Raw genomic sequence first — 26,230 nt, forward strand, 5'->3', positions numbered from 1 at the left:
GCCATGGGAATCACGCCGCCGGGGTAACTCGATAGGGGTAGATGAATGACACTCTCGCTGGATGACATCGCCTGGCACCGTTCGGTGGGGCAAATGATCGAGGCCCTGGACCGGCCCAATTTCTGGACGCAACTGGTGCGCCTGCTCAACCGCTACGTACCGTTCGACAGCTGGGTCGCCCTGCTGTTCAGCGCCCAGGGCCGCCCGGAGGTGTTCGCCGAATGCCCGGGCGAGGACGGCAGCCCCGACCAACTGTTCCAGGACTACCTCAAGGGCCTGTACCTGCTCGATCCGTTCTACATCGCCAGCCGCGAGCAGTCGCGCACCGGCCTGTTCCGCCTGGCCGAGGTTGCCCCGGAACACTTCGAGCTGACCGAGTACTACCAGCGCTACTTCCGCCTGAACGTGGTGGCCGACGAAATCCAGTTCAACTGCCAGCTCGACGACGACCGTACCCTGTGCCTGTCGCTGGGCTCCACCCGCCGCTTCAGCGACGAGCAGATCGCCCTGCTGTCGCTGATCCAGCCCTGGGTACTGGGCCTGTTGCGCCAGCGCCTGCCGTATGAACTCCAACCGGAGAACGTCACGCCCCCCACCACCCAGCAAGGTGACTGGCGCGTCCAGCTGGAAGCCTCGGTGCAACAGCTCAAGGGGGCACAACTGACCGCCCGCGAGCTGGACGTCGGGCGCCTGATGCTCAGCGGCTGCTCGAGCAAGGAGATCGCCCGCAAGCTGGAGATCTCCATCGAAACCGTGAAAGTCCATAAGAAACACATGTACAGCAAGCTGGGGATCAAGTCCCAGTCCGAGCTGTTCTCGATATTTCTGCAAGCGCAGAATGCCTGACCGACCTGATGAATCCGAACACAAGGAAACCGTATGAGCCTGTCTCTGCTGAGCCGCTACGCCTTCTTTGCCGGCTGTGTGATCTTCACCCTCGCCAGCCTGCCGTTCCTGGAACATGACTGGCTCTGGCCATTGACCCTGATCACCGGCCTGTTGAGCCTGCTGGGCGTGTTCGACCTGCTGCAGAGCCCCCACGCGGTGCGTCGCAACTATCCGATCCTGGGCAACATCCGCTACCTGGTCGAAGGTATCCGCCCGGAAATCCGCCAGTACCTGCTTGAGTCCGACAGCGACGCCCTGCCCTTCTCCCGTTCCCAGCGCTCGCTGGTGTATGCGCGGGCCAAGAACGAAGGCGGCGACAAGCCCTTCGGTACCCTGATCGACGTCTATGAGTCGGGCTTCGAGTTCATCGGCCATTCGATGCGCCCGGCGCCGTTGAGCGACCCGACCCACTTCCGCGTCACCGTTGGTGGGCCGCAGTGCAAGCAGCCGTACTCGGCCTCGATCTTCAATATCTCGGCGATGAGCTTCGGCTCCCTCAGCGCCAACGCCATTCGTGCGTTGAACAAGGGCGCCAAGCTCGGCAATTTCGCCCACGACACCGGCGAAGGCAGCATCAGCCCCTATCATCGCGAGCATGGCGGCGACCTGACCTGGGAACTGGGGAGCGGCTATTTCGGCTGCCGTACCCATGACGGGCACTTCGATCCGGAAAAATTCGCCGCCCAAGCGCAAAACCCACAAGTGCGCATGATCGAAATCAAGATGAGCCAGGGCGCCAAACCCGGCCATGGCGGGATCCTGCCCAAGCACAAGGTCACCCAGGAAATCGCCGAGACCCGTGGGGTGTCGATGGGCGAGGACTGTGTATCGCCGTCTGCCCACAGCGCTTTCTCGACACCGATCGAGATGATGCACTTCATCGCGCAACTGCGTGAGCTGTCCGGTGGCAAGCCGGTGGGCTTCAAGTTCTGCCTGGGGCATCCCTGGGAGTTCATGGGCATTGCCAAGGCGATGCTGGAAACCGGCATCCTGCCCGACTTCATCGTCATCGACGGCAAGGAGGGCGGCACCGGCGCAGCGCCCGTGGAATTCACCGACCATATCGGCGTACCGATGCGCGAAGGCCTGCTGTTCGTGCACAACACCCTGGTGGGCCTGAACCTGCGGGACAAGATCAAGCTCGGTGCCAGCGGCAAGATCGTCAGTGCCTTCGATATCGCCAGCGTCCTGGCCATCGGCGCCGACTGGGCCAACTCGGCACGCGGCTTCATGTTCGCCATCGGCTGCATCCAGTCGCAGAGCTGTCATACCAACAAGTGCCCGACCGGCGTCGCCACCCAGGACAAGCTGCGCCAGCGCGCCCTGGTGGTTCCGGACAAGGCCCAGCGGGTGTTCAACTTCCACCGCAACACCTTGCGGGCGCTGGCCGAAATGCTCGCAGCCGCCGGGCTCGAACACCCTTCGCAGCTGGATGCCAAGCACCTGGTGCGGCGCAAGTCGGCCACCGAGATCAAGCTGTTCTCGCAAATGCACGTGTTCCTCAAGCCCGGCGAACTGCTCACCGGCGAGGTCAACGGCGAGTTCTACTCGCGCATGTGGCAAATGGCCCGGGCCGACAGCTTCGAGCCGAACGCGGCGTGAAAGAAAACCGGCCCTGTTCCCGGCAGGGCCTGTTGCCGACTAGTCGGGTTGCCCTTGAGGCGGTTGCACGTGCTTGAAGACGATGTAACCACGATCCCCCGCCGAATAAATCGCATAAAAGCGTCGATCGATCAGCGGCCCGGAGCCCTGCAGCCCCGCCAGCCTGGCCATTTCATCCGGGTCCTGAAGCCACTCACTGACGATGCCGAAGCGCTGGAGGCTTTCGGGAAGCACGAGATAATCATTGATGTTGCGCACATACTTGAGCGCCGGGATCAACGCCATGCTGCGCTCTCCACCCGGCAGCCAGAGATCGAAATCACTGGGCTGCACATAGATCATCTTCAGGTTCCGCAACGCTACGTGCCTATCGATATCGTGGACGACTTCCAGGGTCATGCTGTTTTCGAACTCCTTCTGGACAACCAGCAGCCGTCCATAGGCGTAGGAGAAAGACAGCATGTACAGCACCGGTACGATCAGCAAACAGTTCAGTGCCGGATGTATCTCCCTGAGCAGGCGATGAGTCAGGCAGAACAGACCGAGCAGCAGCGCAGTCGCCCCCAGCAACGTTCTCGCCCCATCATTGAAGTCCCTGAAGAACAGCCCCGCACCCGATAGCGAAAAAAACAGCACGAAGGCCGCACCGATGATCAGGCAAACGCGCAGCATCCTGGCCACGCCCCCCTCGTCACTGGCGGCAACGTGAACGATGACCTTGAGCAGGCAGATGGCACACAGCACCAACAACACCAGGGTCATCCAGCCGGCGCCGCCCTCCAGCACTTGCGCCACGGTCCGATTGATCTCCAGGAAATTGCTCGCTACCGTCGCCAGGCCCTCGGCATTCAGGGGAAGCAGGCTGGTCCGCTCGTGACTCATGAACAGGAAGACGCAGAGAAAGTAGAGCAAAGCGGCAAACAGCATTTGCAGCAGTCGCCTGGCGAGCGCCTGGAGGATGTCCTTCAATGCGACCCTGTCGAGCAAGGCACGCAAGACTTCAATGCAGCACAACCCCACGAAAACATTGATCGTCAGTTGATAGAATCCCAGCGCCAGCGCCAGCAGGACAGCCGATAGCAGGACCCGCAGGAACAGCAGCCGATGTCGAAAGGTGATCGAATAGACCACCAGGACGATCCCGAGCAAGACCCCGGCCCCGTCATACTGGTAGGAGAGTGCCTGCAACAGGAAGGGGGTGTAGAGCAGTGGCAGCACCACCAGACAGTCGACGACAGTCGGCTGGTCGAAGTAGTCAAGGCTCAATCTGTTCAGCGCCAATGCCATGCACAGCGTTGCAATGAGCAGTGGCAGGGGAAAGATATTCGGCGCAGCGGCGGTGAAGCTCAATCCGTTGTAGAGCAATTCCATCATGAACCGGCCTTCGGCCAGCCAACCGGTCCCGGCCTCGAAAAGCCGCCAGTTGTCATCGATGTAGCTGTAGTCGGCCAATATCAGGGGGAAAACGAACAGCAATGACATCACCAGGAAAAAACCGAACCGCTGCCTGGGCGTGAGTGAAACGGTCCAGATCACGGTTTTCTCCAGACGATTTTCCGTGGCACCGTCAATGAATCTCCGCGCCTGACGACCCCCTTCACGACATACCGGGGCCTGTGCTTGGCCTCCATGTAGATCCGCCCGATATACTCGCCCAGCACGCCGATGCCGATCAGTTGCACCCCGCCCAGGAACAACACGGCAAAGATCAACGAGGGATAACCGGCAACCGGGTTGCCAAACAGCAGTTTCTGCGCCGCGATGAAGAAGGCATAGAAGATCGAGAACAACGACAGGCAACCGCCGATGTAGGTCCACAATCGCAGCGGCACGGTACTGAACGAGGTAATGCCCTCCAATGCCAGGTTCCAGAGTTTCCAGCCATTGAACTTGCTGTTGCCCGCCGAGCGCTGGGCACGGTCATACTCGACGATCGCGGTATCGAAGCCGGCCCAGGAGAGAATGCCCTTCATGAAAATCTGGTGTTCGGGCAAGGTCTTGATCACCTCGACCACCTCCCGATCCATCAGGCGAAAGTCACCGACATCCTTCTCGATTTTCGTCGAGGCGATCCAGTTGTGCAGGCGGTAGAAACCGCGCGCAGTCTCTCGCTTGAAGAAGCTGTCCGTCGCCCGGCTCCGACGCTTGGCGAGCACCACCTTCGCCCCCTCCCGCCATTTGCCGACCAGCAGCGGCACGACCTGGACAGGGTCCTGCAGGTCGACGTCAATGGGCACCACCGCATCACCGCCGGCATATTCGAGCCCGGCGAACAGCGCCGCCTCCTTGCCAAAGTTTCGCGAAAAGCTCACGGCCAGCACATTACCGTCCGCCAGTGCCAGCTGCCTGCATAGCGCCTCGGTACGATCGGTACTGCCATCGTTGACGAAAACGATCTCGACCTCATAGGGCTCGGCCACCAGTTCGCGCCGCACCGTCTCGTAGAAGACCGGGATGGCCTGTTCCTCGTTGTACACGGGCACAACCAGGGAAATTTTCATTCTGCGCTTCCCCGGAAAACCACCCGGCTGGAATAGCAGTATCCCAGCACGAGGCTGACCGCCGAGAACACCAGCAGCGTCACCAGCCCTGGCATGGCCAGCCAGTCACCCAGCCAACCGGTGCTGAAACTGAGCATCGCCATGAAACCGACGAAGGCCAGATAACGCGGCCAAGAGGCCGTGCGCCTGAAGGTGTAGCGCGCGTTGGCATGGAACGAGAAGGTGGCCGCCAACGCAAACGCGCAGAGATTGCTGCTGGCCTGGCTGAACGCCATGCCCGTATGCAGCACCAGGAAGGCACACCAGTGGATCAGGGTATTGAGGACCCCGATATATGCATAGGTCGAAAAATTCTTGGGCAACGCACGCAAGGCCATGTCATCCATTCCGCAGCCGAAAGGCCCCGTCCGATACAGACCGGGATGCACCTCCACGTACTACGCAACCCCGCGTGGCGATGCCTCAAGACTAGGACCGCTCCGTGGCCCTGTCTACTGTCAGAAATGACAGGTATAGACGACATTTCATCTGTTTTCACCGACTGGAGATCACCATGGGAAATCGCTTCATCGCTGCTGCCTGCCTGATGCTGTCATTCGGCCTGGCCCACGCCGCCGAACGCTGGGAAACCCTGCCGCCAACGCCTGCCCCGGTCGCCGGCGTGCAGAGCGGCTATGCCAACGTCAACGGTATCAGGCTCTACTACACCCGTACCGGTCATGGCTCGCCCGTGCTGCTGTTGCACGGTGGCCTCGCCAACTCCGACTACTGGGGCAACCAGGTCAAGGCCCTGGCGGCTAAACACACGGTGATTACCCTCGATAGCCGTGGCCATGGCCGCAGCTCACGCGACAGCCGCCCCTACGGCTACGACCTGATGGCCGACGACGTGGTCGCCGTGCTCGACAGCCTGAAGATCCCCAAGGCCGACATCGTCGGCTGGAGCGACGGCGCGATCCTCGGCCTCGACCTGGCGATCCGCCACCCAACCCGCGTCGGCAAGATCTTCGCCTTCGCCGCCAACAGCACCACCGCCGGCGTGAAGGACAACGTCGAAAAGAACCCCACCTTCGCCGCCTATATCGAACGGGCCGGCAAGGAGTACGTGAAGCTGTCGCCAACCCCCAAGGAATACGATGCGTTCGTCGAACAGATCAGCCACATGTGGGCCAGCCAGCCTAACTGGAGCGACGCCGACCTGCAGAAGATCAAGACTCCGGTGCTGATCGTGGACGGTGATCGCGACGAAGCGATCAAGCGCGAGAACACCGAGTACATGGCGGCCACCATTCCCGGGGCCGGCCTGCTGATCCTGCCCAATGCCAGCCACTTCGCGTTCCTGCAGGATCCGGCCTTCTTCAACGCCGCACTGCTGAATTTCCTCGACGGCCAATAGCCGCTCGACTGGCCGGCCTGACGGGCCTGGGTCGGCCAGACCATTCTCCTCCCGGTCGGATAGCCACTAGCAAACCAATGTGACATTCAGTAATACCCCGCCTTTGCAATTCTTCACAATTCACGCCAACCTGCGCGCCGCCGCCCGGGTCGTGCAATTTCCGACAGCCGTCGCGGTCATATTCAACATTCTTCACAGAGCCCGCTGCCATGCTGAACGGACGCGACCCGCGCATCGACTTTTTTCGCGGACTGGCACTGATCTTCATTTTCTGGGATCACGTGCCGCACAACCCACTGGGCCAGATCACCCTGCGCAACATCGGTTTCAGCGATGCGGCGGAGGTGTTCGTGTTCCTCGCCGGCTACGCCGCCGTCCTTGCCTACGGCAAGATCCTGCAGCGCGACGGCTACCTGATCGCCTGCGTGAAGATCCTGCGCCGAGCCTGGGTGCTCTATGTGGTGCACATCTTCCTGCTGGCGATGCTGATGGGCATCGTGTTCTTCGCCAACAGCCACGTGGAAACCCGCGACCTGATCCAGGAAATGGGCCTGCAGCATTTCGTCAGCCATCCCGAACAGGCGCTGACGGACGAATTGCTGTTGCGCTTCAAGCCGAACCTGATGGACCCGCTGCCGCTGTACATCGTGTTGTTGCTCGGCCTGCCGCTGGTCTTGCCGCTACTGCTGCGCCTGCCGCTGGCGGTGGTGGCCGTGTCCTTGACGGTTTACCTGCTCGCTCCCTTGCTGGGCTGGAACCTGGCGGCAATCGGCGATGGCGTCTGGTACTTCAACCCGGTCACCTGGCAACTGCTGTTCATCCTCGGTGGCGCGGCGGCGCTCCACAGCCAGCGGCCACGCCTGCCGGATAACCGGTCGCTGGCCCGCCAGCCACTGTTCGTCGCGGCCGCGGCCTATTCACTGGCTGCCGGGGTCATCACCCTGTCCTGGCGTTGGCCGCAGATCCATGATGCCGTCATGCCGGCCACGCTGAGCAACTGGCTGTACCCAATCAGCAAGACCGACCTGTCACCGGTACGCCTGCTGCACTTCCTCGCACTGGCCTACGTCACCGCGAAACTGCTGCCCGGCGGCAACTGGACCCGGCACTGGCTGGCACGGCAGACCGGTCGCATGGGCCGCTACTCGCTGGAGGTGTTCTGCCTGGGCGTGCTGCTGGCGCCGCTGGCAGACATGGTCAACGCCCTGGCCGACGATGCTTTCGCCATGCAGGTCTGCACCGCCCTGGCCGGCGCCGGGTTGCTGGCCCTGCTCGGCGCCTGGCTGGACTTCAACAAGCGCCTGGGCCAGCCGATGCGGGCCGTTCCCGCCTGAGTCGGCTGGCACTGCGAATGTTGCGGTGTGGTCACGGGCGTCTTCGCGGGCAAGCCCTGCTCCTAGAGGATTTGGGGTCTACACAGGTTCAACGTACGACCTCGCCCCTGTAGGAGCGCGGCTTGCCCGCTAAGACGCCCATCAGCCAAATAAAAGACTTCAGGCGACTTCCAACGTCGAAAACACAAAAAAGCCCCGGTCAAAGGACCGGGGCTTTCTGTTTCCAACCGAGCTTTACGCCGCCGGATTCGCAGCCGGTGAAGCATCGTTCGGCTGCAGCTTGAACACGTAGAACAACAGCGTCAGCAGCACCAGGAACGCCGGGCCGATGTACAGCGCAACGCGCGTGTCGGGGAAGTACGCCATCAGGCCGACCACCAGCACCAGGAACGCCAGCGCCAGGTAGGAACTGACCGGGTACAGCCACATGCGGTACTGCAGGCCCTCGACCTGCGAGCGGCTCAGGCCCTTGCGGAACTTCAACTGCGCCAGCAGGATCATCACCCAGGTCCAGATCGCGCCGAAGGTGGCGATCGAGGTCACCCAGACGAATACCTTTTCCGGTACCAGGTAGTTGAGCAGCACGCCCAGCAACAGGGCTGCAATCGACAGCAGCAACGCACGACGCGGCACACCATTGCTCGAGGTCCTGGCGAAGGTCGCCGGCGCCTGGCCGTTCTGCGCCAGGCTGTAGAGCATGCGCCCGGTGCTGAAGATCCCGCCGTTGCAGGAGGACAGTGCGGCGGTGATCACCACGAAGTTGATGATGCCCGCAGCGGTCTTGATCCCCAGGCGCTCGAAGGTCATCACGAACGGGCTGCCCTGGGTGCCGATGGCGTTCCACGGATAGATCGAGAGGATCACGAACAACGCCCCGACATAGAACAGCAGGATGCGCCAGAACACCGAGCCGATGGCGTTGGGAATGGTCTTCTGCGGGTTACGTGCCTCGCCGGCGGTCAGGCCGATCATCTCCACGCCCAGGTAGGCGAACATCACCATCTGCAGCGACATCAGCACGCCGCTGACCCCGTTGGGCATGAAGCCGCCATGCGTCCACAGGTTGGAAATGCCCACGGCCACGCCGTCATTGCCGAAGCCGAAGGCGATCACGCCCACACCGCCGATCACCATGGCGATGATGGTGACGATCTTGATCAGGGCGAACCAGAACTCGAATTCGCCAAAGGCCTTCACCGCGATCAGGTTGATGGTGCCCATGCTCACCAGGGCCGCCAGGGCCCAGATCCAGCGGGGCACGTCAGGGAACCAGATGCCCATGTACACCGCCACCGCAGTGATTTCCGCAACGCAGGTCACCAGCCACAGGAACCAGTAGTTCCAGCCGGTGAGAAAGCCCGCCAGCGGGCCGAGGTAGTCTTGTGCATAACGGCTGAAGGAACCGGCCACCGGGTTGTGCACGGCCATTTCGCCAAGGGCGCGCATGATCACCAGGATCGCCAGGCCACCGATGATGTAGGACAGCATGATTGCCGGACCGGCCATTTCGATGGCCTTGGCAGAACCGAGGAACAGGCCGACACCGATACAGGCGCCAAGCGCCATCAGCCGTATGTGCCGTTCACCGAGTTCACGTTTGAGCGGGCCGCCTTTGACGGTCTCGCCGGAGGGCAGTTGGGTGCCAACTGGCATGGGTACAACCTCGTCTTGTTATTGGGTATTGACCACCGAACAGAGGAGCTGGCGAGCGGGTGGGCCCGGGCTCCCGATAGCGGACCCGCTTCGTGAGCGGACCCGTCCCGCAGGAAAAACCGGCGGGATCAGCGGGGCGTGCAGTATAGGAATCCGATGGCAGGGCTTTTCACTCTATAAATCAGGAAATTCAGCGAGAACTCTCGGCAAAAGCCTGGAAAACAGAGGCGCATTAGCTGGCTAAAGCTGGCACTGCCGGACGAAAAACGCGGCCGAGTATTGCACGCTGCGGCGATCACGTCATATCCCCGCCGTTTTCGACCTTCCGCCAATGGACAGCTCTATTCCACGGCTTGCCGGCAAGAGCCCAAAACCAAGGCCAGCGTCGTGTTCCCGACACAATCGTGACGGGACAGCGCTATAAGTAGGAAATACCTGACCGAATTAACAAAAAATTCGCAGCTCTTTCACAGCGTCTAAGCTTCAGGCAAGTGCGATCAATCTGCGTGAATGGATGAATCGACTATGGGCGCTCTGTGGAACTCCGATTCGACCAGGACTGTGCCAGCCACCGACAGTCCGGATGAAGCGCCTGTACCGAAAAGACCTCGCAGGCGACGACTCTGGTGGCGCCTGTTCTGGCTGGTGCTGCTGATCGCGGTGATCCTGCTCGGCGTCGCCGCCTCTCGGGAAATGCGGACCTCGAAACTCCAGGCCAGGGAAATCAGCCGCTTTGCCGGCGACCTCGACTACGCCATGGCCAGCGGCCCCAGCGACTCGGTGCTCTATCCCGGCGACGGCCCCTTCGACAGGCGCCTGGGCTACAGCGACCTGGGCACCTTCCTCGGCCGGCTGGCCAAGCGCGGCTACCTGGTCGAGGCACAGGCACGTTTCTCCCCTGCCCTGCTCGACTACGGCAAGGCCGGCTTCTTCGTGCCCTATACCGAAAAAATCCAGGCCGGCCTGTCGATCACCGACTGCCGGGGTGCCGAACTCTACCAGTACAGCTACCCACAGCAGCTCTATGCAAGCTTTTCGGCGATCCCCCCACTGGTGGTCAACAGCCTGCTGTTCATCGAGAACCGCGACCTGCTCGACCCCGGCCAGCCGCAGGCCAATCCGGCCGTGGACTGGCCGCGCTTCGGCAAGGCGGTGCTGTCGCAGATCGCCAAGGTCCTGCACATCGGCGGGCAGAGCGCCGGTGGCAGCACCCTGGCCACGCAACTGGAAAAATATCGACACTCGCCGGATGGCCTGACCCTGAGCGGCGGCGAGAAGATCCGCCAGATGATTTCCGCCAGCGTACGGGCCTACCAGGGCGGTCCGCAGACCCTGGAAGTACGGCAGAATGTGGTCCGCGACTACCTCAACAGCGTGCCCCTGTCAGCCGTGCCGGGGCATGGCGAGGTGCATGGCCTGGCCGAGGGTTTGCGGGTCTGGTACGGCGCCGATTTCGCCGAGGTCAACGCGCAGTTGAGCGGCACCGCCAGTGACCCGCGGAGCCTGGCCAAGCGTGGCCTGGCCTTGCGCGAGGTCCTCTCGCTGATGATCGCCCAGCGGCGCCCCTCGCACTACCTGGCCCGTGGCCGTGATGAACTGGCCGACCTCACCGACAGCCACCTGCGCCTGCTCGCGCAGAACGCCGTCATCGACGGGCCGCTGGCCAGCGCGGCCCTGGCGAGCAAGGTCAGCTATCGCGACTGGGTCCAGGAACCGACGATCCAGCCGATCGAATCGAACAAGGGCATCAGCGTCGCCCGCAGCCGCCTGGCGGCGATGCTCGACCGGCCGCTCTACGACCTCGACCGCCTCGACCTGTCGGCGACCAGTACCCTGCAGGCCCAGCTGCAGGGCCAGGTCAGCGACTACCTGAAAAACCTGGCGAACCCGGAGTTCGCCAAGTCCATCGGACTGCTCGGCGACCGTCTGTTGACCGCCAGCAGCACCCAGCAGGTGCGCTACAGCTTCACCCTCTTCGAACTGACCCCGGACAGCTATCGGGTCCGGGTGCAGACCGACAGCACCGACCAGCCCTTCGACATCAACGAAGGCAGCAAGCTGGAACTGGGCTCCACCGCCAAGCTGCGGGTGCTGACCACCTACCTGCAGATCATTGCCGAGCTGCATGATCGTTATGGCGACCAGTCCCCGGCGCAACTGAAGAAGGTCGAGGTCGACGACCAGGACCGGCTCACCCGCTGGGCCCTGGACTACCTGATCCAGAACAGCGACCGCAACCTGCCCGCCATGCTCGGCGCGGCGCTGAACCGGCAGTACTCGGCGAGCCCCGGCGAAAGTTTCTTCACGGGCGGCGGCATGCACCACTTCCACAATTTTCGCAGCGAAGACAATGGACGCTCGCCAACCCTGCTCGAAGCCTTGCGCGAGTCGATCAACCTGCCGTTCATCCGGCTGATGCGCGACCTGGTGCGCTACAGCACCTACCAGGGCCCGAACAACAGCGCCGAACTGCTCAAGGACGACGACAATCCTCGCCGACAGGAGTACCTGGCACGCTTCGCCGACCGGGAAGGCACCGCATTCCTGCTGCGGTTCTGGAAGAAGTATCGGAACAAGGATTCCCAGGAACGCCTGGAGACCTTTCTCGACAGCATGCACCCGACACCGATCCGCCTGGCGGCCGTGCATCGCTACCTGCTGCCGGAGGCACCACAGAAGGCCTTCAATGCTTTCGTGCGGGCCCACCTGAAGACCGAGAAGGTCACCGACGAACGCCTGGACAAGCTCTACCAGAGCTACGGCCCGGGGGCCTACGACCTGCCGGACCAGGGCTATATCGCCAAGGTCCACCCGCTCGACCTGTGGCTGTTGGGCTACCTGCTGAAGAATCCGCAGGCCAGGTTCAGCCAGGCGGTGGCCGCCAGCGAGTTTGAACGCCAGGAAGTCTATGGCTGGCTGTTCAAGAGCAGGCACAAGAGCGCCCGTGACAGTCGTATCCGGGTGATGGTCGAGATCGAGGCCTTCCTCGATATCCATCGGCGCTGGCAGCAGGTCGGCTACCCGTTCGATCACCTGGTGCCTTCGCTGGCGACCGCCATCGGCAGCTCCGGCGACCGCCCGGCCGCGCTGGCCGAGCTGATCGGCATCATCCTCAACGACGGCGTACGCCTGCCGACCCTGCGCATCGACAGCCTGCACTTCGCCGCCAATACCCCCTACGAAACGCAGGTGGCCAACGACCCGGGCAAGGGCAAGCGGGTCATGCCCTCGGAGGTGGCCACGGCACTGCGCGAAGCCTTGTCACAGGTGGTGGACGCAGGTACCGCACGACGGGTATCGGGCAGCTTCAAGCAGCCCGATGGCATGCCGCTGGCAATGGGCGGCAAGACCGGGACCGGGGACAACCGGATCGAAAGCATCGGCGCGGGTGGACGGGTGTTGAACTCCAAGTCGATCAACCGGACCGCAACGTTCGTGTTCTACATCGGTGCCCATCACTTTGGCACCCTGACCGCCTTCGTTCCCGGACGCTCGGCGGAGAACTTCAAGTTCACCTCGGCGTTGCCGGTGCAGGTCCTCAAGGGCATGTCCCCGATCCTGACCCCTTACCTGCAACCGGACAGCAACACCCTGTGCAAGCCGCAGGCGGTGGCGTACCGGTAGCAGCGGGGGCCCCGTTCGCGGATCAACCAGAGCGCCAGCCGCCGCGAAAAGTCCGGCAAATCCAACACCTCTAGTTAGCGGTGTGAAAGCGCTTGGCCAGCGTGTAGCTCTTCTTCCAGTAGGCGTTGTTCAGCGAATCGATGCGCACACTCTTGCCGCTACGTGGCGAGTGAATGAACTTGCCCTCGCCCACGTACAGCCCGACATGGCTGACATTGCCCCGGCCATTGCGGTTGAAGAACACCGCGTCACCGGGCTTGAGGCTGCCACGCTGGACGGTCCTGGCGCTGGAGCGCCGCATGCCCACCGTGGTGCGGGGCAGCTTGATGTCGGCCTCGTTCTGGAACAGATAGACCAGCAGCCCGCTGCAATCGAAGCCCTTCACCGACATGCCGCCCCACCGGTAGGGCGTACCGATCAACTGATGGGCACGATCGATGACGTTATCGATCGAAGAGTCCGCCTTCACTTCGGCAACCCTGGCCGGAGACTTGCGCGCCGAATCGAGATTCGCGTGGGCCGGCCATGAGCCAACCAGGCCCCACAGCAACAGGACCGCTGAAACCAACCTGGACATGATGAACACCGCCTTTTTGAGACCTGGCGGCATGGTACGGAGCGGCCCTCGGCTTGCTCAGAGTGCTTTTCGCAGCTTTGCGTAGGAAACGTCCGAAGCAAATCAGCGAAAACCCAACATTCCTCTGCATCTCGACATCCCCCGTCCCTGTCGCACCTTTCTCATCCCCACCCCGATCATGAGTACGTTCGTCGGTTTTTCTTGCGTCGGACTTAAGATATATCTTACGGTATATCTTAAGAACAGAGGAGAAAGAGAAAATGAGAGAACATCACCACCCCCCTCACCCTCGTGAGTTCGGCGACGGTCATGACGGCTTCGAACGTCGCCCAGGCCGCGAACGCGGCGGGCGCGGCCCACGGGTATTCGCCCCGGGTGACCTGAAACTGCTGTTGCTGGCGCTGATTGCCGAGCAGCCCTGCCACGGCTACGACCTGATCCGCCAGATCGAAGGCATGTTCGACGGTGCCTACAGTCCGAGCCCTGGCGTGATCTACCCGACCCTGACCTTCCTCGAGGAGAGCGAATTGATCAGCGGCGACGCCGAGGGTGGGAAAAAGCGCTACGGCGTGACCGACGCCGGTCGTCATTACCTGAGTGAGCAGGCTGTGGCGCTGGACGGTGTGCGTACGCGCATCGATGTCAGCAAACGCTCCCTGCGCGGCCATGACCGGCCACCGGAGATCCACGAGGCCGTGCACAACCTGCGCCACGCCCTGCAGCTGCATCACGGACGCTGGAGCCCGGAGGAAATCCTGCGGGTCCGCGACCTGCTCAACAACACCGCCAAGGCCATCGTCGATGGCCCCGTATCCGCCCAGCCCAGTTCGGAGAACGCGCAATGAACATCGTCAACCAGCAAGGCATTCACCGGGTCATGCACGAGATCAAGCGCCGCCGCCTGGAGGTCCTGCGGGTGCAGGACCTGACACCACGCATGCGCCGCATTACCCTGGGCGGCCCGGAACTGGCCGGTTTCATCAGCCTGGGCACGGACGATCACGTCAAGTTGTTCTTCCCACAGAACGCAGCCGAACAGGCGGCGCTGGAAACCCTGGTCATCGGCGCCAAGGACAATGGCCCGATGCCCGCCATGCGCGACTACACCCCGCGTCGCTACGACCTGGAGCTGGGCGAACTGGATATCGACTTCGTCCTGCATGGCGACGGCCCAGCCTCGACCTGGGCGGAACAGGCCACGCCCGGCCAGTACCTGCATATCGGTGGACCACGGGGCTCGATGGTGGTCCCGGATATCTTCGACAGCTACCTGCTGGTCGGCGACGAGACCGCCCTGCCGGCCATCGCCCGCCGCCTGGAGGGCCTGGCAGCCAATCGCCGGGCCCTGGTGGTGGTGGAAGTGGAAAACGAGGCGGAGCAGCAACCACTGCATAGCTCGGCACAGGTCGAGGTGATCTGGGTGCGCCGCGACCGGCCGGAGCAGGATCTGTTGCAAGCCGTCGAACAGCTGACTCCACCAACCGGCAGCCTCTATGCCTGGATCGCCACCGAAGCCGCGCTGTCGCGCAAGCTGCGCCGGGTCCTGCTCGACACCCACGGCCTGGATGACGAGTTCGTCAAGGCCGCCGGCTACTGGCGACTGGACCCCAGCGCCGAAGACTGAGCCCCGAACACCAATGGCGGGTGGCCTCACGGTGGTGAGCGGGCTTGCCCGCGCTGGGCCGTGAAACGGCCCTGAAACCAGAAGACCCGGTGCGTCAGAGGACTGCATCAGCAGGGTTTGGGACCGCCTTGCGGTCCAGCGCGGGCAAGCCCGCTCGCCACAGTCAGCTCACCACTCATCCCAGCAGGTTCACTCGACAAAGCAAGCCTGCTTCCCCCAGCAGGCTCACTCACCACCGGCCCTCAGGCCCGTCGCCGCCCGCACCCGCGATCCACACCGATCAGCACCAGCGACACCAGCAGGAACCCCAGCAGAATCCGCCCGGCATTGATGAACACCTGGGGATAACCCAACCGGTCGACATCGACGAAGGGATACGGATACGCGCCGATCAAGTGCCCACGCAGCAGCACATAGGCGAAATACACCAGCGGGTAGATCAGCCACGGCAGGACCTGCGAGAACCGCAGGTCGCCCTTGGGCACGCAGCGCCACCAATAGACCACGAACAGCAACGGCATCACGTCGTGCAGCAACTCGTCCGCCAGCCACTGAAAGCCCTGGGGATGCCATAACGGTCGCAGCAACAGGTTGTAGGCCAGCCCGACCACGACGATATTGGCGACGATCGCCGTGCGCACCGCCGGCTTGAGGAAAAAGCGCCGCCCCACCGAATCGCGGGACGTCACTTCGCAAGTCAGCACCACCGCCACCAGGGTGTTGGTCAGCACGGTAAAGAAACTGAAGAAGGTGACCAACCCACCCATCAGACTCGCTCCGGCCTGCCAGCGGGCGATCAGGATCAGGTACATCTGGATGCCCAGGCCGACCCAGCCCAGTACCGCAGCCGCCAACAGCGCCATGCGTGAACAGGCACAGTGCAGGCGCCGCTGAGCGGACATGCCGTTCACTTCCACGGGCAGGACCTCAGCGCTTGGTACGCATCAGCTTGACGTACAGCCGCTCGACCTTCTCCCGCGCCCAAGGCGTCCTGCGCAGGAAGGTCAGGCTCGACTTGATGCTCGGATCGCTCTTGAAGCAACGGATATCGATGCGCTCGGCCAGGCCCGCCCACTCGTAGTGAGCCACCAGGGCATTGAGGATCTGCTCCAGGGTCACCCCGTGCAGCGGATTGTTGGATGTTTCGGTCATGCCGAACCTTCAGTAAGAAAAGGGAACAAGGCGCGCACCTTAGCCGAGGCCCTCGCCAGGGGGAAGAGTCGCGGCGGGCCAGGCCACTCTTGAGCCGCGCGATCGCTCGGGAACGGCCCTCGATTGAGTCTAGCGGCCTGTGTGGCCAATTCGAATACTCAACTTCGGCCCAAGTCCTTGCCAGACTGCGTTGCCACTCCTCGCCGTAGCCCTGCTACGACTCGTCATGGTGCCTTGCCTGGCAACCCCTTGGACTCGAATTCAACTATCCGAATCAACCGTACAGGCCACTAGCCCTGTCGAAACACCTTGCCCGGACAGTGTTTTAAAACGGATAAAATATGTTACGTTATAACAAACCATAATCATTCATCGGACCGTCCGCTCCGTTATCTGCCTGTTCTTTCGACTCAACGATGCGCTTCGCACCGCGCTTGCCAAGGAAACATCGATGTCCCTCTCCTCTCCCCTGCGTACCTGCCTGACTCCGCTGGCCGCCGCCTTGCTGATCGCCGGCCCGGCCCATGCCCTGGAACTGCCATCCCAGACCATCACCGCCAACCCGCTGGGCAGCGAACAACCCGCCGCCCCCAGCACCGTGCTCGAAGGTGACGACCTGACCCTGCAACAGCAGGGCAGCCTCGGTGAAACCCTGAACAAGCAACCGGGTGTGTCATCCTCCTACTTCGGCCCGGGCGCCAGCCGGCCGATCATTCGTGGCCAGGACGGTGACCGCATCCGCCTGCTGCGTAATGGTGTCGGCGCGCTGGACGCCTCGGCACTCTCGTATGACCACGCGGTGCCACTGGACCCGGTCAACGTCGAGCGCATCGAAGTCGTCCGCGGCCCGGCGGCACTGCTCTATGGCGGCAGCGCCATCGGCGGGGTGGTCAACACCTTCGACAACCGCATTCCCACCACGCCCGTCGACGGCATCCACGGTGCCGGCGAACTGCGCTATGGCGGCGCCGACACCACCCGCAGCAGCGCTGGCAAGCTGGAAGCGGGCGACGGCAGCTTCGCCCTGCACCTGGATGCCAACGCCCGCGAGTTCAATGACCTGCGGATTCCCGGCCATGCCCGCAGCAGCAACGCACCAGCCAGCGAAGACGGTGAAGGGCGCAAGGGCCGCCTGGGCAACAGCGACGGTCGCCAGGACGGCGGTGCAGTAGGTGGCTCCTACAACTGGGATAACGGTTACGCCGGGCTGTCCTACAGCAACTACGACAGCAACTACGGCTCCCCGGCCGAGCAGGACGTACGCATCCGCATGAAGCAGGATCACTACGCCTTCGCTTCGGAAATCCGTAACCTGCAGGGGCCGTTCAGTTCGGTGAAACTCGATGCCGGCTACACCGACTACGAGCACCGGGAGATCGAGGGCGGCGAAGTCGGCACGATCTTCAAGAACAAGGGTTACGAAGCCCGCGTCGAGGCGCGTCACCTGCCGATCGGTCCCTTCAACGGGGTGGTCGGCGCCCAGGTCAGCCGCAACGAATTTTCCGCACTGGGCGAGGAGGCCTTCGTGCCGCAGACCGACACCGACGCCGGCGCGCTGTTCCTGCTCGAGGAGCTCAAGGCCAGCGACCGCCTGACCTTCAGTCTCGGTGGCCGCCTGGAACACACGCGGATCGACCCGGATGCCAAGGGCAACGAGCGTTTTGCCAATGCCGACCGGAGCAACAGTTTCACTGCTGGCAGCCTCTCCTCCGGTGCGGTCTACCAGCTGACACCGGTCTGGGCGCTGGCCGCGACCTTGAGCTATACCGAACGCGCACCGACCTTCTACGAGCTGTACGCCAACGGCGCCCACGTCGCCACCGGTACCTATGAAGTCGGCGATGCCAACCTGTCGAAGGAAAAGGCCGTGTCCAGCGACCTGGCCCTGCGTTTCGACAATGGCACCCACAAGGGCAGCTTCGGCGTGTTCTACAGCCACTTCTCCAACTACATCGGCCTGCTCGGCAGCGGGCGCACGCTCAACGACGACGGCGAGGAAGACGCCAGCGGCATTCCCGAGTACCGCTATTCCGGTGTCCGGGCCCGCTTCGCCGGCTTCGAAGCCCAGGATCACTGGAAACTCGGGGAAGGCGCCTACGGCAGGTTCGCCCTGGAACTGTCCGGTGACTACACCCGCGCCACCAACCTCGACACCGGCGAGGCGCTGCCGCGAATTGCCCCGCTACGCCTGAACAGCGGCCTGTTGTGGGAACTGGATCGCTGGCAGGCACGCATCGATGTGGAACATGCCGCCGGCCAGGGCCGGGTACCGTCCAACGAGTCCGGCACCTCGGCCTACACCACCTTCGGTGCCAGTGCCGGTTACCACTTCGATATCGGCAGCAGCCAGTGGCTGGCGTTCGTCAAGGGCGACAACCTGACCAACCAGACCGTGCGCTACGCCAGTTCGATCCTGCGTGACATCGCTCCGGCACCGGGCCGCAGCATCGAAGTCGGCCTGCGTACCACCTTCTGATGCTTTAAACGCTACCGTGACAGGCACAGTCCCCTTGTGGCGAGGGGGCTTGCCCCCGCTGGGCTGCCAAGCAGCCCCAATCCCGCCGATGCAAGCTGCCTGCTCGAACGGGTTTGCAGATTTCAGGGTTGCTGCGCTGCCCAGCGCAGGCAAGCCTGCTCGCCACAAACCGCTGGCTTTGCGCAGCGCCATCAACAGACTGTTACCGAATCTGAAACGATCCATGTCAGGGAACCCTCTTTTTTCCGTTTTGACAGGGCCTTATCCTTAGCAAGCTAACAACTGAATCGTTTAATCTGCGATCCTTACCGCTGAAAACGTCCCGGTTTCCATCCTCGACTTCTCGCCCCGTAATCAGGCCCTGCCGGTTGCGGCATTCGCGTGAGAGTCAACTCGAGCTTTTTATCTGAACCAAGTCCGCAATGCATCGTCATCTAAAGTGATTACAGAGCGGGATACCTTCCATATCACGGAGAAACCAAACCATGAGCACTGACCGTGCCTCGAATCGAGGCCGCCTGCTACCGAGCCTGCTCGGTATCGTGCTGCTATTGATGGGCCTGGCCCTGCTGGCCGGCGGGATCAGGCTGAGCCTGCTGGGCGGCTCGCTGTACTACCTGCTGGCCGGTATCGGTCTGTTGCTGACCGGTGGCCTGCTGCTGGCGGCCCGACGCGCAGCCCTGGGCCTCTACGCACTGGTGCTGTTCGCCAGCACCCTGTGGGCCCTGTGGGAAGTCGGCCTGGACTGGTGGCAACTGGTGCCACGCCTGGCCCTGCTGTTCGCCCTGGGTATCGTCATGCTGCTGCCGTGGTTCCGTCAGCCACTGCTGCGCAGCGGCCCCGCACCGATGGGGACCGGCGCGCTGGGCGTGGCCGTGGTCCTGGCCGGCGCCACCGCCGTTGCCAGCCAGTTCACCAACCCGGGTGAAATCAAGGGTCAGCTCGACCGTGACAGCGTCCCCGGCATGACCAACACCGCGCCGCAAATGGCCGAGGGTGACTGGAACTCCTACGGTCGCAGTGCCCATGGCGATCGTTACTCGCCGCTGGCGCAGATCACGCCGCAGAATGCCCACAAGCTGGTACCGGCCTGGACCTTCCGCACCGGCGATATTCCCGGGCCGAACGATCCCGGCGAAACCACTGCGGAAAACACTCCGCTGAAGGTCAACGGCATGCTCTACGTGTGCACGCCCCACAGCCAGGTGATCGCCCTCGACCCGGACACCGGCAAGGAAATCTGGCGCTTCGATCCGAAGCTGTCGACGCAGAAGGCGGCCAACTTCAAGGGCTGGGCGCACATGACCTGCCGTGGCGTGGCCTATCACGATGACGATGCCTATATCGCCAACGCCGCGTCTTCGCCTGCCAACGCTGCCGCCACCGCATCGTTGGATGCCGCCAGTGCGCCCAGCGGTCGTCTGATCGCCAGCGGCCAGGAAAACCAATGCCCACGGCGGATCTTCCTGCCCACCGCCGACACCCGCCTGATCGCCCTGAACGCCGACACCGGCAAGATGTGCGAAGACTTCGGCGACAAGGGCCAGATCGACCTCGGCGCCAACATCGGCACCTTCGCACCCGGCGGTTACTACTCCACCTCGCCACCGGCGGTCACCCGCGACCTGGTGGTGATCGGCGGCCACGTCACCGACAACGTCTCCACCGACGAGCCCAGCGGCGTGATCCGCGCCTTCGACGTGCACACCGGCAAGCTGGTGTGGAACTGGGACAGCGGCAACCCGGACGACACCACCCCGATCGCCCCGGGCAAGACCTATACCCGCAACTCGCCGAACATGTGGTCGATGTTTGCCGTCGATGAAAAACTCGGCATGCTCTACCTGCCGATGGGCAACCAGACCCCGGACCAGTTCGGTGGCAACCGGACTCCCGACTCGGAGAAATTCAGCGCCGGCCTGACCGCCCTGGATATCGCCACCGGCCATGTGCGCTGGACCTACCAGTTCACCCACCACGACCTGTGGGACATGGACGTCGGTGGCCAGCCGACCCTGATGGACCTCAAGACCGCCGACGGCGTCAAGCAGGCCGTGCTGGCCTCGACCAAGCAGGGCAGCATCTACGTCCTGGATCGCAGCAACGGCCAGCCGATCGTGCCGATCAACGAGATTCCGGTGCCCCAGGGCGCGGTCGCCGGCGACCACACCTCGCCGACCCAGCCGAAATCCGACCTCAACTTCATGCCGCCGCCACTGCGCGAGCGCGACATGTGGGGCGTGACCCCGTTCGACCAGATGCTTTGCCGGATCGACTTCAAGTCGCTGCGCTATGACGGCCCGTTCACTCCGCCATCGCTGCAGGGCTCGATCGTCTACCCGGGCAACTTCGGCGTGTTCGACTGGGGCGGCATTTCGGTGGACCCGGTTCGCCAGGTCGCCTTCGTCAACCCGAGCTACATGGCCTTCCGCTCCAAGCTGATCCCGGCGGCGGAAATCGCCTCGCAGGGGCCACGCAAGAGCGAGACCGAAGGCGTGCAACCGAACAAGGGCGCGCCATACGGCGTGATTCTCGAAGCGCTGCTGTCGCCGATGGGCCTGCCGTGCCAGGCACCGGCCTGGGGTTATGTGGCAGCGGTCGACCTGACCACCCACAAGACCCTCTGGATGCACAAGAACGGCACCGTGCGTGACAGCTCGCCGGTACCAATCCCGCTGAGCATGGGCGTACCGAGCCTGGGCGGGACCTTCACCACCGCCGGCGGCGTGGCCTTCCTCAGCGGCACACTGGACCAGTACCTGCGCGCCTATGACGTGAAGAACGGCGAGCAGTTGTGGGAAGGCCGCCTACCCGCGGGCGCCCAGACCACGCCGATGACCTACACCGGCAAGGACGGCAAGCAGTACGTGCTGGTGATGGCCGGCGGGCATGGCTCGCTGGGCACCAAGCAGGGCGACTACGTGCTGGCGTACAAACTGTCCGAGTAACGTTCAGGCAGACATGAAAAAGGCGGCCATCGAGATGGCCGCCTTTTTTGTGCATGCCTGGGGCTAGTGATCGATCACTTCGCCGCGCATCGGCGCCAGCCGGGCGATCAGGCGGTTCTGCACCCGCACCGGAACACCCTGCTCGTCCATCGCCGCGATCAGGTCCTCGACCAGCGCATTGAAGTCGCTGCGGCTGACATTCTGGCCCTTGTGGCTCTCGGCCATGGTGTCGCCGGTGTAGGTGCAGGGTCCGCCGGCCTCGACGCAGAACTGCTCGACCAGCTTGTTGCGCAGGCGCACGATGTCGATCTTGCGAAAGCGCTCGGAGATCCGCGGATCGTGGGCGATCTTCAGCAGCATGCCCTCGACGATGCGGGTGATGCCCGCATGCTCGCCGAGGTCGCGGTAGAGGCTGTCATCCCTGGGTGGCTGCTGGGCGCAACCGGCCAGCAGCATGGCGACCAACAGCAGTTTCAGGCCCCGCATCAGAAACTCCCCTGCACGGACAGATAGGTGCCGTTCTGGTTATCCAGCGTGGCGATTTCCCCAAGCCGGGCGTAAGCCAGGACGAAGGACAGGTGCTTGTTGGGGAAGTAGCCGATGAACACGTCGGCCCAGTCGCTCTCCCCGGCGAACGACAGGTTGTCCGGCTTCTCCCGGTACTCCACGCCCAGGGCCCAGCGCGGGTTGAACAGCACCGCCACCGAGCCTTCCTTGAGCACGCTGCGGGTATCGCGCCGATCACCGCCGAAGCCCATCAACCCCAGCTCATTGGCCCGGCTGTAGCGTACGCCGCCGTTGACCAGCAGGTTGTAGCCGAACGCCGCGCCGACGAACAGCCGGCTGGCGGCCAGGTAGCCCTCGACGTCCTGGTCACGCTTGGCCCCTACCAGTTCGGGAATATCGAAATTGGTCTGGTGCTTGTACTGCAGGCCCAGGGACACCTGCGGCAGGGTGTCGTAGATCAGGTCGCCGAACAACCGGACCTTGAGCCCGACGATATCCTGGCCGAGGTGGTCTTCCGGCAGGTTCAGCTTGTGCACCAGCGATCCCAGGTCGAACCGCTGGCGGGCGAAGGACACTTCTACCCGGTTGTCATAGGAAGCCGCCAGCCCGACCACGTCGAGCCGGTAGTCCGGAACATTGACGGTAGTGGCGAAGGCCGTGGCCCCCCACTCGTTCTTCTCGCCATAGCCGGTAAGCACCGCCCAGGGCGTGATACCACCGCCCGCCGCGCCTTCCAGGCTGCTGGCACCGCCGGTGGCGATCAGGCGGCCGTTATCGGCCTGGGCGACATTGACTCCCAGGCCGACCAGGCCCAGCAGGCACAACAGGGGAAGACGACGTTTCATATCACTCAATGAACCATGGCGGACGGTGAATTCAGGGGCTGCGTGACCCAGGCCTCGAACGCCGCCGCAGCCAACGGACGACTGATCAGATAACCCTGGGCGGTGTCGCAGTGCCAACGTTCCAGCAAGCGTAGGCTGTGTTCGTACTCCACGCCTTCGGCGACCACCTTGAGCCCCAGGTTGTGACTCATTTCGATGGTCGAACGCACGATCACCGCGTCCTCGCTGGTTTCGTCCAGGTTGCGGACAAAGGACTGGTCGATCTTCAATTCCTGCACCGGCAGGCGCTTGAGATGCGCCAACGAAGAATAGCCAGTGCCGAAGTCATCCACCGACAGGCTGATGCCACAGGCACGCAGACGCTGCAGGATCTCCAGCGCCAGCTCGGGCTCACGCATCACCGCGCTCTCGGTGATTTCGAAGATCAGTTGCTCGGCCGGCAGGGAATGTTTCCTGAGCAACGCCGAGACCCGCTCGGGCAGGTCGCCGATCAGCAGGTCATCGGCGGAGATGTTCAGCGACAGTTGCAGGCGCAAGCCACGCTGGTTCCACTCCGCGAGCTGGCGCATGCCCTCCTCGATCACCCAACGGGTCAGGATCTGAATGCTGCCGGTGCGTTCGGCCAGAGAGATGAATTCCCCCGGCGACACCATGCCGAACTGCGGATGCTGCCAACGCAGCAGGGCTTCAGCCTGGCGCACATGCCCCTGGCGGATATCCAGCTTGGGCTGGTAATGCAATAGCAGCTCGCCATTGTCGGCGGCATGGCGCAGGTCGCGGATCAGGGTAATCTGTCGACGGTGGGCCAGGTCGCGACCCTCCTCGTAGATCTGCAGGCGGCCTGGCATCTGCGCGGCATCCTGCATGGCGATGGCCGCACGCCCCAGCAGTTCCTCCGCGTCCTGGCCGTCGGCCGGGAAGGCGGCAATGCCCATCCGGCAATCCAGTGCCACGTCGTGGCCGTTGATACGCTGGGGCTTGAGCAACAGTTGCTGGATCTGGTCGGCAACCGCCACCGCGCCCTCGCTGCCGGTGCCCTGCAGCAGCAGGAGAAACTCGCCGGCAATCAGGTGCGCCACGGTATCGCCGGAACGCAGGGCCGCCTGCAGGCGCTGGCCGACATTCTGCAACAACTGGTCGACCGCCCCGGGCCCGCCGGTCTCGTTGACGGTGCGCAGGTTGTCGATCCCCAGGTAGACCACCGCCACCGGGCGGCGGGCGGCAATTTCGTTGCCCAGCCGTTCCGTTGCCAGGGCACGGTTGGGCAGGCCGGTGAGCAGGTCGTGCAAGGCATTGTGCGCCAGCTGCTGCTCGCGCTCGGCGATAGCGCCCTGCATGGTATTGAACATCTTGGCGAGCAGGCCCAGCTCATCGCTGCGGCGCAACGTCACCGGGGTCTGATAGTCCCCCTTGCCGATGCGCACGGCGGCCTGGGCCAGCTGGCGCACCGGTTGCGAGACTCCCCGCGCCAGCAGCAGGGCACCGACCAGGGAGGCCAGCAGCGAGAGCAGCGCCACCAGCAGGATCTTCTCGTCCAGCGGCGCAAAGGCCTGCATCGCGGCATCCAGCGGGCTCTGCAGCAAGGCGATGACCTGGCTGTCGTTGTGGTCATCGCCGCTGGCCAGCCTCAGCGATTGACTGAGAAAGTTCTGGCTGAGGTGTTCGGTCAACTGCGTCTCGTGGCCGGCGGAAGCTTCAAGCATCAGCGCGACGATACTCGGCGCCAGTGTCGCCGGCTGGGTGCTGACCAGTTCGCCGGCCTGTCGGTGGTCGACCGTGAGGAATGACACCTCGAGGTTGGTCAGCGAGCGCAGTTGCGCGGCAAAGGCATTGTCCATGGAAAAGCCCATCACCACCCGGGCGATCGGCAGCGGCGCCAGCACCTGGGCCTCGACCAGCAGGTGCGGCTTGCCCTGCAACGGCACGATCAGCGCCGATTGCCGGTTGCGCCGGGCTTCACGCAAGGCCTGGTCGAAACGGAACGGGGTGCCATCGGGGGTATCGGCCAGGGTACTGGCCATGACGGAGCCGTCCATGCTCAACAGGATCATGTCACTGGCGTTGATGCGCTTGCCGTGGTTGATCAGTACCGAACGGATGGTCGCCGAGTCGCCACTGGAAACGGCATCGCGAAAACCGAAGTCCGCCGCCAGCAGTTGCACGCCGTCACCCAGGCGCCGGCTCTGCACATCCAACAGGCGCTCGAACACCCGCGTACCGACATCCAGTTGTGCCCGCGCCTGCCGCTGCACCGCCTCGTTGGTCGCTGCCTTGACACTGAAATACAGGACGCCGACCACCACCAGCAACAGCAGGATAAGGACGAAGGCGATCCGCGCCTGAAAACTACTGCGCAGGTTGACTGATAGCTTTATTGAAGGCATCACCAAAGGCACTCGGTGCCGGCGCCGACGGAGTATCCGGCGAAAGCGGTTGAATCGTCAGGCTGAAGCGTTGCTTCAGCCCCGTGGCCGGCACATCGATTTCGCCGCTCGCCTGCGGCTGCATGTCCGCGACCTGCGGGTGCCAGAGGGTCACGCGGTAATGGCCGGCGGGCAGCTTGTCGAGGGCGATCTGCCCACTGTCGTTGCTGGTCGCGAACCAGGGATCGTCGGTGACGTAGATGTAGCCGAGCATCCAGTCGTGGATATTGCAGCCCAGCACCACCACGCCCGGCTTGTCGAACAGCACCGGATCCGAAGGCGTGCCTTCGTAGAGGCGCAGTTCAAAGCGCTTGGGCTGCGAGAAAGAATAGACCTGGTGGCGGATATTGTCGCTGTTGGGGAATTTGACCTGGGTCCCGGTGTGCACCGCCAGTACGTGGGGCACGTATTGCTTGTCGCGCTGGTCCATGTCGGCTTTCAGGCTGATACCCGCAGGTGCCGCGCCACCCTGCAGGGTCAGTACCGCGCCCACCAGTGGCTTGCCTTGCTGGTCGACCATCTCGGCCTGCAGGCCGGCGCCATGGCTCAGGCCACTGGCGAGCAACCCAGCAACACATAGAAACAATCCAGCTAGCGATATCGGGCGGGCCATACAGCAACTACTCACTGGTTCGTTAAAAAGATGGCCTGCCCTGGCACATAGGGATCAGCAAGTACAG

At 63.4% G+C, this 26,230-nt stretch carries 20 protein-coding genes; 9 read left to right on the forward strand and 11 right to left on the reverse strand.

Features of this window, described 5'->3' with window-relative positions; genetic code table 11:
• Window positions 1-45: 45 nt before the first annotated feature.
• Together HU752_RS27100 and HU752_RS27105 are read left to right on the forward strand one after the other, a co-directional pair.
• Window positions 46-846 (forward strand): helix-turn-helix transcriptional regulator, encoded by an 801-nt coding sequence (locus tag HU752_RS27100; RefSeq protein WP_186678148.1) that lies wholly within the window; start codon window positions 46-48, stop codon window positions 844-846.
• A gap of 33 nt (window positions 847-879) precedes the next feature.
• On the forward strand, window positions 880-2,490 hold the full coding sequence (locus HU752_RS27105; RefSeq protein ID WP_186678151.1) for an FMN-binding glutamate synthase family protein: 1,611 nt from the start codon (window positions 880-882) through the stop codon (window positions 2,488-2,490).
• A gap of 39 nt (window positions 2,491-2,529) precedes the next feature.
• On the opposite strand, the gene HU752_RS27110 is transcribed toward HU752_RS27105, so the two are convergent.
• The 3 genes from HU752_RS27110 to HU752_RS27120 are packed head-to-tail and all read right to left on the reverse strand — an operon-like array spanning window position 2,530 to window position 5,368.
• Window positions 2,530-4,026: a glucosyltransferase domain-containing protein gene (locus HU752_RS27110; protein WP_186678154.1), complete on the reverse strand. Its 1,497-nt coding sequence runs from the start codon at window positions 4,024-4,026 to the stop codon at window positions 2,530-2,532.
• Window positions 4,023-4,991, reverse strand: coding sequence for a glycosyltransferase family 2 protein (locus tag HU752_RS27115; protein WP_186678157.1), 969 nt, complete (start codon window positions 4,989-4,991; stop codon window positions 4,023-4,025). Before HU752_RS27115 ends, HU752_RS27110 begins: the two co-directional genes overlap by 4 nt.
• On the reverse strand, window positions 4,988-5,368 hold the full coding sequence (locus HU752_RS27120) for a GtrA family protein (protein ID WP_367616357.1): 381 nt from the start codon (window positions 5,366-5,368) through the stop codon (window positions 4,988-4,990). Before HU752_RS27120 ends, HU752_RS27115 begins: the two co-directional genes overlap by 4 nt.
• A gap of 176 nt (window positions 5,369-5,544) precedes the next feature.
• On the opposite strand from HU752_RS27120, the gene HU752_RS27125 reads away from it, so the two are divergent.
• A complete protein-coding gene (locus HU752_RS27125) occupies window positions 5,545-6,387 on the forward strand; it encodes an alpha/beta fold hydrolase (RefSeq protein WP_186678160.1) in 843 nt (280 codons plus the stop codon).
• A 209-nt stretch (window positions 6,388-6,596) separates the two neighbouring features.
• Window positions 6,597-7,721 carry an OpgC domain-containing protein gene (locus HU752_RS27130; RefSeq protein ID WP_186678163.1) on the forward strand — a complete coding sequence of 375 codons (1,125 nt, stop codon included), beginning with the start codon at window positions 6,597-6,599 and terminating at the stop codon, window positions 7,719-7,721.
• 234 nt (window positions 7,722-7,955) lie between these two features.
• Here the strand turns inward: HU752_RS27130 and HU752_RS27135 are convergent, their stop codons facing one another.
• Window positions 7,956-9,374, reverse strand: a complete 1,419-nt coding sequence (locus tag HU752_RS27135) for an amino acid permease (RefSeq protein WP_186678166.1) — start codon at window positions 9,372-9,374, stop codon at window positions 7,956-7,958.
• Window positions 9,375-9,899: 525 nt separating this feature from the next.
• Here HU752_RS27135 and HU752_RS27140 point away from each other — a divergent pair.
• Window positions 9,900-12,998, forward strand: a complete 3,099-nt coding sequence (locus tag HU752_RS27140) for a transglycosylase domain-containing protein (RefSeq protein WP_186678169.1) — start codon at window positions 9,900-9,902, stop codon at window positions 12,996-12,998.
• 70 nt (window positions 12,999-13,068) lie between these two features.
• Here HU752_RS27140 and HU752_RS27145 read toward each other — a convergent pair whose 3' ends face one another.
• Window positions 13,069-13,575 (reverse strand): C40 family peptidase, encoded by a 507-nt coding sequence (locus HU752_RS27145; RefSeq protein WP_186678172.1) that lies wholly within the window; start codon window positions 13,573-13,575, stop codon window positions 13,069-13,071.
• A 260-nt stretch (window positions 13,576-13,835) separates the two neighbouring features.
• Between HU752_RS27145 and HU752_RS27150 the strand changes: the two genes are divergently transcribed.
• Window positions 13,836-14,420: a PadR family transcriptional regulator gene (locus HU752_RS27150; RefSeq protein ID WP_186678175.1), complete on the forward strand. Its 585-nt coding sequence runs from the start codon at window positions 13,836-13,838 to the stop codon at window positions 14,418-14,420.
• Window positions 14,417-15,199, forward strand: a complete 783-nt coding sequence (locus HU752_RS27155; protein WP_186678178.1) for a siderophore-interacting protein — start codon at window positions 14,417-14,419, stop codon at window positions 15,197-15,199. Before HU752_RS27150 ends, HU752_RS27155 begins: the two co-directional genes overlap by 4 nt.
• Window positions 15,200-15,441: 242 nt before the next feature.
• Here the strand turns inward: HU752_RS27155 and HU752_RS27160 are convergent, their stop codons facing one another.
• Together HU752_RS27160 and HU752_RS27165 are read right to left on the reverse strand one after the other, a co-directional pair.
• Window positions 15,442-16,101 (reverse strand): Pr6Pr family membrane protein, encoded by a 660-nt coding sequence (locus HU752_RS27160; RefSeq protein WP_186678180.1) that lies wholly within the window; start codon window positions 16,099-16,101, stop codon window positions 15,442-15,444.
• Between the two features lie 25 nt (window positions 16,102-16,126).
• A complete protein-coding gene (locus tag HU752_RS27165; RefSeq protein WP_186678183.1) occupies window positions 16,127-16,351 on the reverse strand; it encodes a VF530 family protein in 225 nt (74 codons plus the stop codon).
• A gap of 451 nt (window positions 16,352-16,802) precedes the next feature.
• Here HU752_RS27165 and HU752_RS27170 point away from each other — a divergent pair, with 451 nt between their 5' ends.
• Both HU752_RS27170 and HU752_RS27175 read left to right on the forward strand, forming a co-directional pair.
• Window positions 16,803-18,827 carry a TonB-dependent receptor gene (locus HU752_RS27170; RefSeq protein WP_186678186.1) on the forward strand — a complete coding sequence of 675 codons (2,025 nt, stop codon included), beginning with the start codon at window positions 16,803-16,805 and terminating at the stop codon, window positions 18,825-18,827.
• Between the two features lie 485 nt (window positions 18,828-19,312).
• Window positions 19,313-21,775, forward strand: coding sequence for a glucose/quinate/shikimate family membrane-bound PQQ-dependent dehydrogenase (locus HU752_RS27175; protein ID WP_186678188.1), 2,463 nt, complete (start codon window positions 19,313-19,315; stop codon window positions 21,773-21,775).
• A gap of 63 nt (window positions 21,776-21,838) precedes the next feature.
• On the opposite strand, the gene HU752_RS27180 is transcribed toward HU752_RS27175, so the two are convergent.
• The 4 genes from HU752_RS27180 to HU752_RS27195 are packed head-to-tail and all read right to left on the reverse strand — an operon-like array spanning window position 21,839 to window position 26,163.
• Complete coding sequence (locus tag HU752_RS27180; protein ID WP_186678191.1) at window positions 21,839-22,261, reverse strand: group I truncated hemoglobin; 423 nt, start codon at window positions 22,259-22,261, stop codon at window positions 21,839-21,841.
• Complete coding sequence (locus tag HU752_RS27185) at window positions 22,261-23,127, reverse strand: DUF3034 family protein (RefSeq protein WP_186678193.1); 867 nt, start codon at window positions 23,125-23,127, stop codon at window positions 22,261-22,263. The genes HU752_RS27180 and HU752_RS27185 overlap by 1 nt, the downstream gene beginning before the upstream one ends.
• 5 nt (window positions 23,128-23,132) lie before the next feature.
• Window positions 23,133-25,511 (reverse strand): bifunctional diguanylate cyclase/phosphodiesterase, encoded by a 2,379-nt coding sequence (locus tag HU752_RS27190; RefSeq protein ID WP_186678195.1) that lies wholly within the window; start codon window positions 25,509-25,511, stop codon window positions 23,133-23,135.
• Window positions 25,474-26,163, reverse strand: a complete 690-nt coding sequence (locus HU752_RS27195) for a methylamine utilization protein (RefSeq protein ID WP_186678196.1) — start codon at window positions 26,161-26,163, stop codon at window positions 25,474-25,476. The genes HU752_RS27190 and HU752_RS27195 overlap by 38 nt, the downstream gene beginning before the upstream one ends.
• Window positions 26,164-26,230 lie beyond the last annotated feature (67 nt).

Source organism: Pseudomonas vanderleydeniana, assembly GCF_014268755.2.
GTDB lineage: Bacteria > Pseudomonadota > Gammaproteobacteria > Pseudomonadales > Pseudomonadaceae > Aquipseudomonas > Aquipseudomonas vanderleydeniana.